This is a genomic window from Pseudomonas sp. IAC-BECa141, from assembly GCF_020544405.1.
GTDB lineage: Bacteria > Pseudomonadota > Gammaproteobacteria > Pseudomonadales > Pseudomonadaceae > Aquipseudomonas.
Genome location: NZ_CP065410.1, coordinates 4555327 through 4569444, shown reverse-complemented (window position 1 = coordinate 4569444; position 14118 = coordinate 4555327). Strand labels below are relative to the sequence as shown.

The window sequence follows — 14118 nt, the reverse complement described above, 5'->3', positions numbered from 1 at the left end:
CAATGAGCCTTTCCCTTCGCGACCAGTTGCTCAAGGCAGGACTGGTCAACCAAAAGCAGGCCAAGCAGGTCAGCAAGGAAAAACAGAAGCAACAGCGCCTGGCCCACAAAGGTCAGATCGAGCTGGACGACTCCCAGCAGCGTGCTGCCCAGGAAGCCATGGCCGAGAAGGTCAAGCGCGACCAGGAGCTGAACCGTCAGCAGCAGGAGAAGGCTGAAGCCAAGGCCCGTGCGGCGCAGATCAAGCAGTTGATCGAAGTCTCGCGTCTGCCGAAGCTGACCACTGAGGATTACTACAACTTCGTCGACGACAAGAAGGTCAAGCGCATCTCCGTCAACACGCTGATGCGCAACAAGCTCAGCAGCGGTTCGCTGGCGATCGTGCACCATGCCGGCGGCTACGAAGTGATTCCTCGTGAGGCGGCCCTGAAGATTCAGGAGCGCGATCCACAGCGCATCGTGCAGCTCAACGAGAAGGTCGAAGAGGTCAATACCGAGGACGATCCGTACGCGGCTTATGTGATCCCGGATGATCTGATGTGGTAAGCGGGTTTCACCGGGCTGCGAAGCGCCCTTGAAGCACCCAGCAACGACAAACCCCGCTCATCGCGGGGTTTGTCGTTTTCAATGCTGTGGTTTTGATTCAGGCGGATTTCAGATCCCGCTGGCGTTCTTGCAGTTCCAGTTCGGCCTTGTAGTTGTGGGCGTCGATCTCGTTGTGGAACATGCCGACCAGCAAGTCTTGTTGGTGCACATCCCAGATCCGTACGCCGGCAGCTACGCCTTCATGGGACATGTGTGAATCGTCGCGTTCAGTTACTTTTACAGTCATCTGCTAGCTCCAATCTCTGTTATCTGCAACAAGGCGTGTGCAGGGCTCTTTTATAAAATTTGTTAGCCTGCTAAGTAAACGCCTGATTTGTGCAATCTATTTTTGCGAAATCTGCAACAGCGCTGGAGCCCGCATAAACCGCGACATTCAGTCGCAGGGCGGTAAGTTGCATGACAAACGTTTCATCTTGGCGCCGCTGAAAATGCCTTTCTCCAGCCGAAAAAAAACGCCCCGAACCAGTCGGGGCGTTTTCGTGTGCGGCTCAGCGAGAGGGAATTACTTGCCTTCCCAGCGCTTCAGCACGAGGGTGGCGTTGGTGCCACCGAAGCCGAAGCTGTTGCTCATCACGGTGTTGATGGTGGCGTTCTCGCGGGTCTTGGTCAGCACCGGCAGATCGGCCACTTCAGGGTCCAGTTCGTCGATGTTGGCGGAACCGGCGATGAAGTTGCCTTCCATCATCAGCATGCAGTAGATCGCTTCGTGAACGCCGGCGGCGCCCAGGGAGTGACCCGACAGGCTCTTGGTGGAGCTGATGGCCGGGGCCTTGTCGCCGAACACTTCACGCACACCTTTCATTTCCGCGATGTCGCCGACCGGAGTCGAAGTACCGTGGGTGTTCAGGTAGTCGATCGGGGTGTCGACGGTGGACAGCGCCTGCTGCATGCAGCGGATGGCGCCTTCGCCGCTCGGAGCCACCATGTCGTAGCCGTCGGACGTCGCGCCGTAGCCAACGATTTCCGCGTAGATCTTCGCGCCACGGGCCAGAGCGTGTTCCAGCTCTTCAACCACGACCATGCCGCCACCGCCGGCGATGACGAAACCGTCACGGTCGGCGTCGTAGGCGCGGGAGGCTTTTTCCGGAGTGTCGTTACGCTTGCTGGACAGAGCGCCCATTGCGTCGAACAGGAACGACTGGCTCCAGTGCTCTTCTTCACCGCCACCGGCGAACACGATGTCCTGCTTGCCCATCTGGATCTGTTCCATGGCGGTACCGATGCAGTGAGCACTGGTGGCGCAGGCAGAGGCGATGGAGTAGTTCAGGCCCTTGATCTTGAATGGCGTGGCCAGGCAAGCCGAAACGGTGCTGCTCATGGTCCGCGTTACACGGTATGGGCCGACGCGCTTGACGCCTTTCTCGCGCAGGATGTCCAGCGCTTCCATCTGGTTCAGGGTCGACGCGCCGCCGGAACCTGCGATCAGGCCGGTACGCGGGTTGGACACCTGCTCTTCGGTCAGACCGGAGTCGGCGATGGCGTCTTTCATGGCCAGATAGGCGTAAGCCGCTGCGTGGCCGACGAAGCGATAGATCTTGCGATCGATCAGCTCTTCAAGGTTGAGGTCGATGGAGCCGGAAACCTGGCTACGCAGACCCATTTCGGCGTATTCCGGGTTGAACCGGATGCCAGGGCGGCTTGCACGCAGGTTAGCGGAGACGGTCTCTTTGTCATTGCCCAGGCAAGAAACGATGCCCAGACCAGTGATAACGACGCGGCGCATGCGAATAACCCTTAGAAGTTGTCAGTGGAGGTGAACACGCCGACGCGAAGGCCTTCGGCGGTGTAGATTTCGCGACCGTCGACAGTCACCGAACCGTCGGCAATGGCCAGGTTCAGCTTGCCCTTGAGGACGCGCTTGATATGAATGTTGTAAGTAACTTTCTTGGCGGTCGGCAGGACCTGGCCGAAGAATTTCACTTCGCCCGAACCCAGCGCACGGCCACGGCCCGGCAGGCCTTGCCAGCCCAGGAAGAAACCGACCAGTTGCCACATGGCGTCCAGACCCAGGCAGCCCGGCATCACCGGATCGCCTTCGAAGTGGCACGCGAAGAACCACAGGTCGGGGTGGATATCCAGCTCGGCGACCAATTCACCTTTGCCGTACTTGCCGCCTTCTTCGCTGATCAGGGTGATGCGATCCACCATCAGCATGTTCGGGGCGGGCAGTTGCGCGTTACCTGGGCCGAACAGCTCACCGCGACTGCAGCGCAGCAGGTCTTCCCGAGTAAAGGCGTTTTGTTTGGTCATGCGAGCTCCTCAATAATCCCATGCGGCAGGTGGGGCAAATCTTCCCGGCCGATCGATGCGTTCATGCTTCGTACCGGCAGCCTACTCATAGACTATTGCGTTGTAGTGAAAGTCACAGCACCAAGGACATGAATGTACACTTGTGCACTGAAATTTTTATTCAAGCCCCTTTTGAGGCTCGTCAGGGTGCCTAAGACTGCCGCACTTTCGCTTTTCACGCCAGTCGCAGATGCTCGAAAGGGCCCCGTCACTGCACCCAGCGCTGCAGAATCTGCTGCAGATCATTGCGTTTGAATGGCTTGGCCAGGTAATCGTTCATGCCCGCCGACAGGCAGTTTTCCCGATCGCCCTGCAACGCATTGGCGGTGAGGGCGATGATGGGCACATGGCCGCAGCCGGGCAGGCGGCGGATCTGTCGGGTTGCCTCGTAACCGTCGATGAGCGGCAAGCGGCAATCCATCAGGATCGCCTCGAAACGGCTGTCGCCGGCACTGCGCACCGCCTGCACGCCGTCGGTGGCGACGCTGACGGTAAAGCCCAGGCTGCGCAACATCGCTTCGATCACCGTCTGGTTGACCGGGTTGTCCTCGACCAGCAGCACATTGCGCCCTTCGCCGTGACCGTCGCCGTTCAGCGTGCGCGGTGCCGCCAGCGCAGGGAGTGCCTGCTTATATAAAGCCAGAGGAATTTCCAGGGTGAATACCGATCCGCGACCTTCTTCACTCTGGGCGCGCAAGGTGCCGCCCATCCGCTCGGCGAGAGTGCGGGCAATCGGCAGGCCCAGGCCGGTGCCGCCATAACGACGGGAAATCGAACTGTCGGCCTGCTGGAACGCGTTGAACATCAGTTCCAGGCTCTGCGGCGAAATGCCGATGCCGCTGTCACGCACCGCGCAGGTGAACCACAGCAATTCGTGATCCAGCGACTGCCACTGCGCCTCGATGCTGACGCGCCCCTGTTCGGTGAACTTCAAGGCATTGCCGACCAGGTTGACCAGAATCTGCCGGATTCGTGTCGGATCGCCTTGTACCTGCAAGTCGCGCATGTCTTCGGGGATTCGCAGTTCCAGGGCCAGCCCGCGTTGCGCGGCGCTGTGCTGGAACGACTGGGCGCAGGCGCCGATCAGGTCGGCGAGGTTGAACGGAATGTGCTCCAGTTCCAGTTCCGAACGCTCGATGCGCGAGAAATCCAGAATGTCGTTGATCACCTTGAGCAAATGTTCGGTGGACTCGGAAGCCAGCGCCGCGTACTCGACCTGTTCCTCGGTCATTTCGGTGGTTTCGAGCAATTGCAGCATGCCCAGCACGCCGTTCATCGGGGTGCGCAGTTCATGGCTCATCATCGCCAGGAAATCCGATTTGGCGTTGTTGGCCTTTTCCGCCTCTTCGCGGGTCTGGATCAGTTGCGCCATCGCCTGATGCTGCTCGCGGCTGGCCTGTTCCAGCGCCTGGGCCAGATTGTTGATGTGTTGCGAAAGGGCGCCCAGCTCGGTGTCATCGACAATCGGCAGCGGGGTTTTGTAGTCGCCGTCCTGAATTGCCTTGACCGCATTGCCGATATCACGGATCGGCTGCGACAGGCTTCCGGCCAGTCGCCGCGCCAGAACAAACGTGAACAGCAGGGCGAACAACGCCAGAATTGCGGCCTTGAGCAAAATTTCCTGTTGGCGCTGACTGAAGGCGTCGTTGGACAGACCGACGATCACCCGGCCCAGATAATCCTCGCTGGCCACGCCGGGGCTGCTTTTGCCGTCCTGAAAGAAATCGTTGTGCAGGGCGATGCGTTGCAGCCGCACCGGCGCCTGGAACACTTCGACCTGATGCGGGCGGTTGTGCGCATCCGCCGGCTGTTCGACGTAGGCCAGAATCCGGTTGGCGCTGTCCTGCACTTCCAGAAATCGCACATTCGGCGTGGCCAGCGTGGCCTTGAGCAGGCTTTCCAGCACCTCGTTGTTGCCGGAAATCACCCCGTATTCGGTGGCTGGTGCGAGTTGGTTGGCGATCAATTGGCCGGTGTGGTTCAGCTCCTGACGCAAATCCTGAATGCGCACGAAGGTGAAAAAGCTGATCAGCAGCAAGGTCAGCAACAGCGCAGGGCCCAGGCTGATCAACTGGGTGCGGGTGTTGATGTCCCAACGGCGGAAAATCATGGGGGCGCTCTCCTTCGGCCAGCTCTGCGGCAACAGACGCTTCATTGATCGGTTCTATCCCTAGGGAACGAGCCACCTGTGCATTACTTGAGACTTTAAAACGCTCGGGGTAGAGCGTGCGCGGCCAGGTGGCCGGTGGCCGGTCCAGCAACTCGTCGAGGACTGCCAGCCAGTCGTTCTGATCGCTGTAGGTACTGGCCAGGCTGCCGGCACGGACGAAAGCGACATTCGGCCCGACCAGCGCCAGTTGCCGAGAGTAACTGCTGAGCAACAGGTTCTTCGCGGTTTTCGGGTTGTACAGGTCAGGGTCGTCAAGGCCCAGCAACACGTCGCTGTTTTTCAGCACAGTCTGCAAGGGGCGGCTGTCGTGGGTGTTGTCCCAGCGCTGCGGGACGATTTGCAGATTCAGCGGCTGGGCCGCCGATTGCAGCTCCTTGAGCAGGAACTCGCTGTGCTGGTCGAACAGCACGCCGACGCGCCCGGCCTGGGGCAGAATCCGGCGGATCAGTTGCAACTGACGACTCAGCGGCGGATCGGCCCACAGCAGGCTCAAGTGGGGTGGCTGCATGTCGCCGAAGCGTTGCCGGGCCTGCAAGCGGCTGATGCGCAGGACCAGAGTCGCCGGGCCCTGGCTTTCCTGCATGCGCCAATCGAGGCTCGGCAAATCGAGCAGAATCAGGCGCAGACTCGACGGCAACTTGCCCGGCGCCGGCAGGCTCGCCAGTGGCTGGAAATGCACGCGGTCGGTGGGGCGCAGTTCGCTCAGGGCCTGGACGAACGATTGCACGCCGGGGCTTTCCTCGGCGCCGGTCAGCAGAATATCGGCCGCCTGCACCGCCACGCCATGCAGCCACGCTGTCAGGAACAGACAAAGCCCGGCCAGCCATTGGCCGAGCGTTGGCATCTTCCGTGACATGGCGTAACGCATCTAGAACTCCAGCTCGGCGCTGAAATACACCACCCGGCGTTCGTCGTAATTGTTATCGACGAAGGTGGTCGGCTCATGGTCCAGGCGTTGTTGCAGCACACCGGCCAGTTGCAGTTGGGCCTTGCCCAAGGCGATGCGTTTGGCGATGCGCGTGTCGACCCGCTCGAAACGGTAACCGTTGAGCGCGTTGTCAGCATAGTAGAAGAAGGCGCTGTTCCAGCCCTGGCCCCAATCGCGCAGCCAGCCCGCCGAGCCGCTGTTGCGCGCGGTGAATTGCTGATCCAGCGGATTGCTCGCCTCGGCGTCGACGAAGGCATACGTCAGGCGCAAGCGGTCGGCCGCACTCAGGCGCCAGTCCATTTGCGTTTCGGTGCCGCGAAAGCGCGAATCGTTGGCGTTGCTGGCGATGTACTGATTGTTGCGCAGCGGCTCGCTGATCATCCCGGTGATTTCGTCGTAGAACAGCTTCACGTCCAGCGCCAGCCCCCACTCCGGGAAATAGCCGTTGTAGCCCAGTTCCCGCGAGCGCATGTGTTCCTGGTCCAGATCACCGGGGCCCCGGGTCTTGACGAAGTAGCGGGCCGAAGACTGGCCATAGGCGGCGGGCCGCAGGTTGGTCACCTGATAACTCCAGTTGACGTTGTTCTCGAACATGTCCGGCGAGCGGATGGCTTCCGAATACACCGCGCGCAGGCTGTGTCGCGGGTTGAACAGGTAGTTGACCGCAAACCGGGGCGTCAGCGAGCTGCCGATCAATTGCGTGTCTTCGAACATGGCGCCGCCCTGCAACAGCCAGTGTTCGCTGGCGCGCCATTCCAGTTGGCCGAAGGCGCGCCAAGTGGTGTCGTCGAGCGTGCCGTTGAAATAGGTCTCGGAATCGGCCCGGTCGTAACGATAGTTCAGGCCGCTGACCAGACGCAGGCTGTCGGACAGGCTGAGGGTGTCCTGCAATTCCAGGTCGTAACGCGATTCCCGGGCACTCTGGTCGATGTCGCCGCACAGGGTCTGGCGCGCGCCGTTGCGCCACTGGTCCAGCACCTGATTGGCCAGGGCCATTTCCTGCGGTGTGCCGGCGGGTGCGCCGGGGCCGGTAAACAGCGTCATGTTGCGCGCCAGGCGTTCGGTGTAGTTCGGGTTGAGTTGCCACAGCTCCGTCAATTGCGGGCTGAACGACACTTCGGCGTCACAGGCACGCCAGGTCTGCTGACGGTCCCAGTGTTGCGCAGAACCTTGCACGTAAAGGCTGTGATCGGGATTGAGGTCGAGATTCCAGCGCACCGAGCCGGCGTAGTCCTTGGCAACCACGTCGGAATTGTTCCCGGCAGCGGTAATCCCGGAGAACACCGGTCGGTAGGTATAAGGCCGCTGATTGGTCCCGTCCTTGGCGTTGACCTGCCAGTCCAGGCTCTGGTTGTCGCCCAGGGTCTGGCTGACCGCGAGGCTTAAGCGGTTCAAGCGGCGGTTGTCGCGGTAATCGGCGCCGGTGCGATCGCTGTCAAAACCGTCGTCTTCCAGACCGGACAGCGACAGACGCAGATCGCCGCCATTCCAGCCGGTGCTCTGGCTGGCATAGAAGTCGTTGATGCCGCGCTGGCCGCGTGTCAGCTTCAGCCGCGTGCCGTGGCTGTCCGCCGGGTTGCGGGTGATGATGTTGACCACCGCCATCAGCGCATTGGCGCCGTAGCTGACGGTGTTCGGGCCGCGAAAGACTTCGATCCGCTCGATGTCTTCCATGGCCACCGGGATGTCGCTCCAGTCCACGGTCGCGAGTCCGGCGCGGTACACCGAGCGGCCGTCGATCAGCACCTGCATGCGGCGGGCTTCAGTGGCGTTGGTTCCGTGATAATTCACCACGGCCTGATTGCCGCTGATGCTGCCGACCATCATCCCCGGCACCAGGCGCAGCAGTTCGCTGATGTCCCGGGCGCCGCTGGCGCTGATCAGTTCGCTGTCGAGCACCGTCATGCTGCCCGGGACTTCCGCCGGCGACTGCTTCAGGCGGGTGGCGGTCAGGATCTGTGGCAAGGCCTCACTGTCGACAAACAGGTCATCCGCCAACAGCACCGGGCTGAACAGCAGCGCCAGCAGCAGGGACGAACGCGGTGAAGGGGGGCCAGAAAACACGACGCAGCCTTGATAGCAGAGAATTGGCGCGCATGTTAACCGAGGGCGACGACTTTTCCAGTCACGTTGCAGGCATTTTCCTCGGTTTTATTGGTCTTCTTCCTATAAGTGCGGGTAATTGACGCCGGGGCTGTCCGAGAGGGGGACGCTCCGTATAATGCCGGCATCGCCACTGGTATGGATTAACGGATTACATATGACTGAACAGCGCCCGATTGCGGTCCTGGGAGGCGGAAGTTTCGGTACCGCCGTGGCCAATCTGTTGGCCGAGAACGGCCATCAAGTCCGGCAGTGGATGCGTGACCCCGAGCAGGCCGAGGCCATCCGGGTCAATCGCGAGAACCCGCGTTACCTCAAAGGCATCAAGATTCTGCCCGGCGTGACCCCGGTCACCGACCTGCAGGAAACCCTCGACGCCTGCGATTTGTGTTTCGTGGCATTGCCGTCCAGCGCGCTGCGCACAGTGTTGGCGCCGCATGCCGAACGCCTGAGCGGCAAGATGCTGGTCAGCCTGACCAAAGGCATCGAAGCCCACACCTTCAAACTGATGAGCCAGATTCTCGAAGAGATCGCCCCGAAGGCGCGCATCGGCGTGCTGTCCGGGCCGAACCTGGCGCGGGAAATCGCCGAGCACGCGCTGACCGCCACTGTGGTCGCCAGTGAAGACGAAGAACTGTGCAAAGCCGTGCAGGCCGCGTTGCATGGCCGTACTTTCCGCGTCTACGCCAGCGCCGACCGATTCGGCGTGGAACTGGGCGGGGCACTGAAAAACGTCTACGCGATCATCGCCGGCATGGCGGTGGCGCTGCAGATGGGCGAGAACACCAAGAGCATGCTGATCACCCGCGCCCTGGCCGAGATGACCCGGTTTGCAGTGAATCAAGGCGCCAACCCGATGACCTTCCTCGGTCTGGCCGGGGTCGGCGATCTGATCGTCACTTGCTCGTCGCCGAAAAGCCGCAACTATCAGGTCGGTTTCGCTCTTGGTCAGGGCTTGAGCCTCGACGAAGCGGTGTCGCGTCTCGGTGAAGTGGCCGAAGGGGTCAACACCCTGAAAGTGCTCAAGGCCAAGGCCCAGGAGGTTGGCGTGTACATGCCGCTGGTCGCCGGACTGCATGCAATCCTGTTCGAAGGGCGCACGCTTGAGCAGGTGATCGGTCTTCTGATGCGAGGCGAGCCGAAAACCGACGTCGACTTTATTTCCACCAGTGGTTTCAACTGATTCAGCAGGGAGCAGGGCATGAACGATCCGAAAACCGAAGCCAAATATGAATCCATCCTCCTGCGGGCGTTGTGGATGATCATCTACGTGCTGGTCTGGCAGGTAGCGCAGTTCATCCTCGGCGCGGTGGTGCTGGTGCAGTTGATCTATCGTTTGATCTATGGCGCCCCGAGCGCCAGCCTGATGAATTTCGGCGACAGCCTGAGCCAGTTTCTGGCGCAGATCGGTCGTTTCGGCAGCTTCCACAGCGACCAGAAACCCTGGCCGTTCGCCGACTGGCCGGCGCCGCGTACTCCGGAAGGTGAGGCGCCACACGTTGTCGCGCCGGCACCGCATCCGGCCCGGGATGAGGAACCCAAGCTATGAAACTCTGGGTATTGCGTCACGGTGAGGCCGAGCCCTACGGCTCACGCCCCGACTCCGAGCGGGAACTGACCGCCCACGGTCGCAAGGAAGTGTTGAGCAGCGCAGCCCGCTTGATGGGCCAGCCGCTGACCGCCATCTATGCCAGCCCGTACCTGCGGGCACAGCAGACGGCGCAACTGGTGCGCGAAGCCCTGGGCTTTGAGCCGGAGATCCGCACCGTCGAGTGGTTGACCCCGGAAGTTGACCCGGACCGCGTGGCCGAGCAACTGGTTTCGGTGAGCAACGTTTTGTTGGTCAGCCACAATCCGCTGGTGGGAAATCTGCTCAGCTACCTGCAACACGGTGCCGGCTATCCGCCGGAAAAAGTCAGCACCGCCGGGCTGGCCGAGCTCGAACACAGCGAGTTGCTGATCGGTTCGATGAAGCTGAATAGTCTTAAACATCCCTGAAATTTTTTGTACGAAATAGTCAACCAAGCACTTGCTTGGTTGACTACGCTTGCTCCAGACCAAAAAACAGGAGCGAGTCGAATGTCTTCTGCCTTCCGTTTGCCGCTGGACGTGTTTTATGAACGCGAGGCCCGGCACCCGCGTCAGCGTTTTCTGGTGCAGCCGATCGGCGGCGGGCAGGTCGAAACCCTGACCTGGGCCGACGTTGGCTATCAGGCCCGCTGCGCCGCGCACTGGTTGCGATCCCGGGAGTTGCCGCCAGGCAGCCATATCGCCCTGATCTCGAAAAACTGCGCGCACTGGATCATCGCCGACCTGGCGATCTGGATGGCCGGGCATGTCTCGGTACCGCTCTATCCGAACCTCACCGCCGAATCCGTGAATCAGGTGCTCACCCACTCGGAAAGCGTGCTGGCGTTCATCGGCAAGCTTGATGACTGGCCGGGCATGTCAGCGGGTGTACCAGCCGGTCTGACAACGGTCAGCCTGCCGCTGCATCCGCCGGGCACGTTCGATTTCAACTGGGACGATGTGCAGCGCAGCTCGCCGATCCAGGACGATCCGCGTCCCGCCGCCGAGCAATTGGCGACGATCATTTACACCTCCGGCACCACCGGCCTGCCCAAAGGTGTGATGCACAGCTTTGCCAACCTCGGGTTCGCGACGACGCGCGGCACGCAGCTGTTCGGTCTCAATGAGAACGACCGGCTGCTGTCGTATCTGCCGCTGTGTCATGTTGCCGAGCGGATGTTCGTCGAACTGGCGTCGATCTATACCGGGCAGACGGTGTTTTTCGCCGAGAGCCTCGATACCTTCCTCGCCGATCTCAAGCGGGCGCGGCCGACGGCGATGTTCGGTGTGCCGCGGATCTGGACCAAATTCCAGATGGGCGTCTACAGCAAGATCCCGGCGAAACGCCTGGACTTCCTGCTCGACCTGCCCTTCATCGGCAAGCGGGTCGGCCACAAGGTGTTGGCGGGGTTGGGGCTGGATGCGTTGCGCGTGGCGTTGTCCGGTGCGGCGCCGGTGCCGCTGACCTTGTTGCGTTGGTATCAGAAACTCGGGCTCGACGTGCTGGAGGTCTACGGCATGACCGAAAGCTGCGGTTATTCGCACATCTGCCTGCCGGGGCAATACAAGGAAGGCTGGATCGGTCGGCCGTGTCCTGACGTGGAAGTGCGTATCGATGAGTCCGGCGAAGTGCAGGTGCGCAGCCAGGCGAACATGCTCGGCTATTTCAAGGAGCCGCAGAAAACCGCCGAAACCCTCACCGAAGACGGTTTCCTGCGCACCGGCGACAAAGGCGAACAGGACGCCGAAGGGCGTTTGCGCCTGACCGGGCGGCTCAAGGAAATCTTCAAGACCAGCAAGGGCAAATACGTCGCTCCGGCGCCGATCGAAAATCGGCTGGCGGTGCATTCGCGGATCGAACAGGTCTGCGTGGTCGGCGATGGCCTGAGTGCGCCGCTGGGGTTGTGCGTGCTCTCGGCCGTGGGCCGGCAAGAGCCCCGCGCACCGCTGCATTCGAGCCTGGAAAAACTGCTGGAGGAAGTCAACGCCGTACTCGACAAGCACGAGCGCCTGCGCCGGCTGGTGGTGGTCAAGGACAGTTGGGCGGTGGAGAACGGCTTTCTCACGCCGACCCTGAAAATCAAACGCAACATCATCGAAGACACCTACGGAGCACGTTTCGAAGAATGGAGCGAGCGCAGTGAGACGGTGCTGTGGCAGGATTGAGCGTCGATCAAAACAACAAAGGAAGCCTGCGATGACCTTGTGGCGCACCACTCCGAACATCGAGCAGTTGAACGCAATCCAGAAAAACACCATCGGCGAAGTGCTGGACATTCGCTTCGAGTCCTTCGACGAGGAGTCGCTGACGGCCAGCATGGTCATAGACCATCGCACCCATCAGCCTTACGGCCTGCTGCACGGTGGCGCCTCGGTGGTGCTGGCCGAGACCGTCGGCTCGATGGCCAGCTACCTGTGCATCGATGCCAGCAAGTTCTATTGCGTGGGGCTGGAAATCAACGCCAACCACTTGCGTGGCCTGCGCAGCGGTCGGGTGACGGCGGTGGCCAGACCGATTCACATTGGCCGCACCACCCATGTCTGGGACATCCGCCTGACCAGCGATGAAGGCAAGGCCAGTTGTGTGTCGCGTCTGACCATGGCGGTGGTGCCGCTGGGAGAACAACCGCCGGCGCGTTGATGGCTCAAGCGTCATAGCCCTGACCGGACTGTCATCATTCCTGGCAGTTACGGTCATTGCTGTAGGACGTGGTCTTACGGACAATCAACGCCTGTTTTCCGCTCATGGATTTGCCGGTATGTCGCAACCGATCTTCTTCGCCCACGCCAACGGTTTCCCTTCGGGTACCTACGGCAAACTGTTCGCGGCGCTGGCGCCCGAGTACCGGGTCGCGCATCTGGAACAACACGCCCATGACCCGCGTTTCCCGGCGGGTGACAACTGGTACCACCTGGTCGACGAACTCATCCATCATCTTCAACAGCAAGATGAACCGGTGTGGGGCGTGGGCCATTCCTTCGGCGGCATGCTGCATTTGCACGCCGCACTGCGTTGCCCGGAACTGTATCGGGGTGTGGTGATGCTCGACTCGCCGGTGCTGACCCGCACCGATCAATGGGTGATCCGCGCCGCCAAACGCTTTGGTTTCATCGACAAACTGACCCCGGCCGGCCGCACGTTGGGGCGCCGCGAAGAGTTTGCCGATCTAGACAGCGCCCGTGGTTATTTCGCCGGCAAGACCTTGTTCCGCAGCTTTGATCCGGAATGCTTCGATGCTTATCTGCAGCACGGTCTGCACAAGGTCGGCGACAAGCTGCGCCTGCGCTTCGATCCTGCGACCGAGATCAGCATTTATCGCGGCGTGCCGCACACCAGTCCTGCTCATACCCGGCAATTGAAGGTGCCGCTGGCAGTGGTGCGTGGACACAAGAGCCGGGTGGTGATGAACCATCACACCCGGTTTGTCGGGCGTCTGCCTCAGGGCGAGGCGCTGACCGTGCCCGGTGGGCACATGTTTCCCCTTGAACGCCCGCAGGATACGGCGTTGCTGCTGAAAAGCCTGTTCACCCGATGGGAAGGTCGCCAGCAAAAGGATTGCGCATGAACCCCGCCGTCGAAGAAGTGCGCCTGAGCCTGCCGCATATCGAACTGGCGGCGCACCTGTTCGGCCCGGAAGACGGGTTGCCGGTGATCGCCCTGCACGGCTGGCTGGACAACGCCAACAGCTTCGCGCGCCTGGCGCCCAAGCTCAAAGGCCTGCGCATCGTGGCACTGGACATGGCCGGTCACGGGCACTCCGGGCATCGCCCGATTGGTGCCGGTTACGCACTTTGGGATTACGCCCATGACGTGCTGCAGGTCGCCGAGCAACTGGGCTGGAAACGTTTCGGCCTGCTCGGGCATTCCATGGGCGCGATCGTTTCGCTGGTGCTGGCCGGCTCGTTGCCCGAACGCATCACCCATCTGGCGCTGATCGACGGGGTGATTCCTCCTACCGACAAAGGCGAAAATGCCGCCGAGCGCATGGGCATGGCCTTACAGGCACAGCTCGATCTTCGGGAAAAGCGCAAACCGGTCTACAACACCCTCGACCGGGCCATCGAAGCACGGATGAAAGGGCTGGTGGCGGTCAGTCGCGAAGCCGCCGAACTGCTGGCGCAACGCGGCCTGATGCCGGTGCCCGGCGGTTACACCTGGCGCACCGACAACCGCCTGACCTTGCCGTCGCCGTTGCGTCTGACCCAGGAACAGGCGATGGCGTTCGTGCAGCGCATTGCCTGTCCCGCGCAATTGGTGGTCGCCGCCGACGGCATGCTGGCCCGACATCCGGAGCTGCTGGAGCGTCTACCCTTTGACCGGGAGCAGCTGCCGGGCGGGCATCACCTGCACCTGAACGATGAGGCCGGGGCCGAGCTTGTCGCAGACTGTTTCAATCGGTTCTTCGCCATTCCTTGACTTGCTCCCGGCAACTGTCGAGGCTGGGCGGGTTGAA

13 protein-coding genes and 1 pseudogene are annotated in these 14118 nt (G+C 61.5%); 8 read left to right on the top strand and 6 right to left on the bottom strand.

Going from position 1 to position 14118, the window contains the following annotated elements; translation table 11 throughout:
- Window positions 1-2 precede the first annotated feature (2 nt).
- Entirely contained in the window at window positions 3-545 is a 543-nt protein-coding gene (locus I5961_RS20905; RefSeq protein WP_085697040.1) for a DUF2058 domain-containing protein, read from the top strand.
- 97 nt (window positions 546-642) lie between these two features.
- Here the strand turns inward: I5961_RS20905 and I5961_RS20900 are convergent, their stop codons facing one another.
- From I5961_RS20900 to I5961_RS20875, 6 genes and pseudogenes are all read right to left on the bottom strand, one after another.
- Window positions 643-831: a hypothetical protein gene (locus tag I5961_RS20900; RefSeq protein ID WP_007957795.1), complete on the bottom strand. Its 189-nt coding sequence runs from the start codon at window positions 829-831 to the stop codon at window positions 643-645.
- 276 nt (window positions 832-1107) lie between these two features.
- Window positions 1108-2328 carry a beta-ketoacyl-ACP synthase I gene (gene fabB / locus I5961_RS20895; RefSeq protein WP_085697039.1) on the bottom strand — a complete coding sequence of 407 codons (1221 nt, stop codon included), beginning with the start codon at window positions 2326-2328 and terminating at the stop codon, window positions 1108-1110.
- Between the two features lie 11 nt (window positions 2329-2339).
- Complete coding sequence (gene fabA, locus I5961_RS20890) at window positions 2340-2855, bottom strand: 3-hydroxyacyl-[acyl-carrier-protein] dehydratase FabA (RefSeq protein WP_085697038.1); 516 nt, start codon at window positions 2853-2855, stop codon at window positions 2340-2342.
- Between the two features lie 247 nt (window positions 2856-3102).
- Window positions 3103-5004: an ATP-binding protein gene (locus tag I5961_RS20885; RefSeq protein ID WP_085697037.1), complete on the bottom strand. Its 1902-nt coding sequence runs from the start codon at window positions 5002-5004 to the stop codon at window positions 3103-3105.
- A gap of 7 nt (window positions 5005-5011) precedes the next feature.
- A pseudogene (locus I5961_RS20880) lies at window positions 5012-5932 on the bottom strand (ABC transporter substrate-binding protein); the annotation flags it as partial.
- Window positions 5933-8056 carry a TonB-dependent receptor plug domain-containing protein gene (locus I5961_RS20875; RefSeq protein WP_227233238.1) on the bottom strand — a complete coding sequence of 708 codons (2124 nt, stop codon included), beginning with the start codon at window positions 8054-8056 and terminating at the stop codon, window positions 5933-5935.
- A 196-nt stretch (window positions 8057-8252) separates the two neighbouring features.
- Between I5961_RS20875 and I5961_RS20870 the strand changes: the two genes are divergently transcribed.
- The 7 genes from I5961_RS20870 (at window position 8253) to I5961_RS20840 (ending at window position 14081) form a co-directional block, all read left to right on the top strand.
- Window positions 8253-9278 (top strand): NAD(P)H-dependent glycerol-3-phosphate dehydrogenase, encoded by a 1026-nt coding sequence (locus I5961_RS20870; protein ID WP_085697034.1) that lies wholly within the window; start codon window positions 8253-8255, stop codon window positions 9276-9278.
- A gap of 18 nt (window positions 9279-9296) precedes the next feature.
- A complete protein-coding gene (locus I5961_RS20865) occupies window positions 9297-9644 on the top strand; it encodes a DUF4389 domain-containing protein (RefSeq protein ID WP_085697033.1) in 348 nt (115 codons plus the stop codon).
- Window positions 9641-10093: a phosphohistidine phosphatase SixA gene (gene sixA, locus I5961_RS20860; RefSeq protein ID WP_085697032.1), complete on the top strand. Its 453-nt coding sequence runs from the start codon at window positions 9641-9643 to the stop codon at window positions 10091-10093. Before I5961_RS20865 ends, sixA begins: the two co-directional genes overlap by 4 nt.
- An 81-nt stretch (window positions 10094-10174) precedes the next feature.
- Window positions 10175-11830 (top strand): AMP-binding protein, encoded by a 1656-nt coding sequence (locus tag I5961_RS20855; protein ID WP_227233236.1) that lies wholly within the window; start codon window positions 10175-10177, stop codon window positions 11828-11830.
- A gap of 31 nt (window positions 11831-11861) precedes the next feature.
- Window positions 11862-12305 (top strand): hotdog fold thioesterase, encoded by a 444-nt coding sequence (locus I5961_RS20850; RefSeq protein ID WP_025112971.1) that lies wholly within the window; start codon window positions 11862-11864, stop codon window positions 12303-12305.
- A gap of 118 nt (window positions 12306-12423) precedes the next feature.
- Window positions 12424-13230: an alpha/beta fold hydrolase gene (locus tag I5961_RS20845; RefSeq protein WP_085697030.1), complete on the top strand. Its 807-nt coding sequence runs from the start codon at window positions 12424-12426 to the stop codon at window positions 13228-13230.
- On the top strand, window positions 13227-14081 hold the full coding sequence (locus tag I5961_RS20840) for an alpha/beta hydrolase (protein ID WP_085704777.1): 855 nt from the start codon (window positions 13227-13229) through the stop codon (window positions 14079-14081). Before I5961_RS20845 ends, I5961_RS20840 begins: the two co-directional genes overlap by 4 nt.
- Window positions 14082-14118 lie beyond the last annotated feature (37 nt).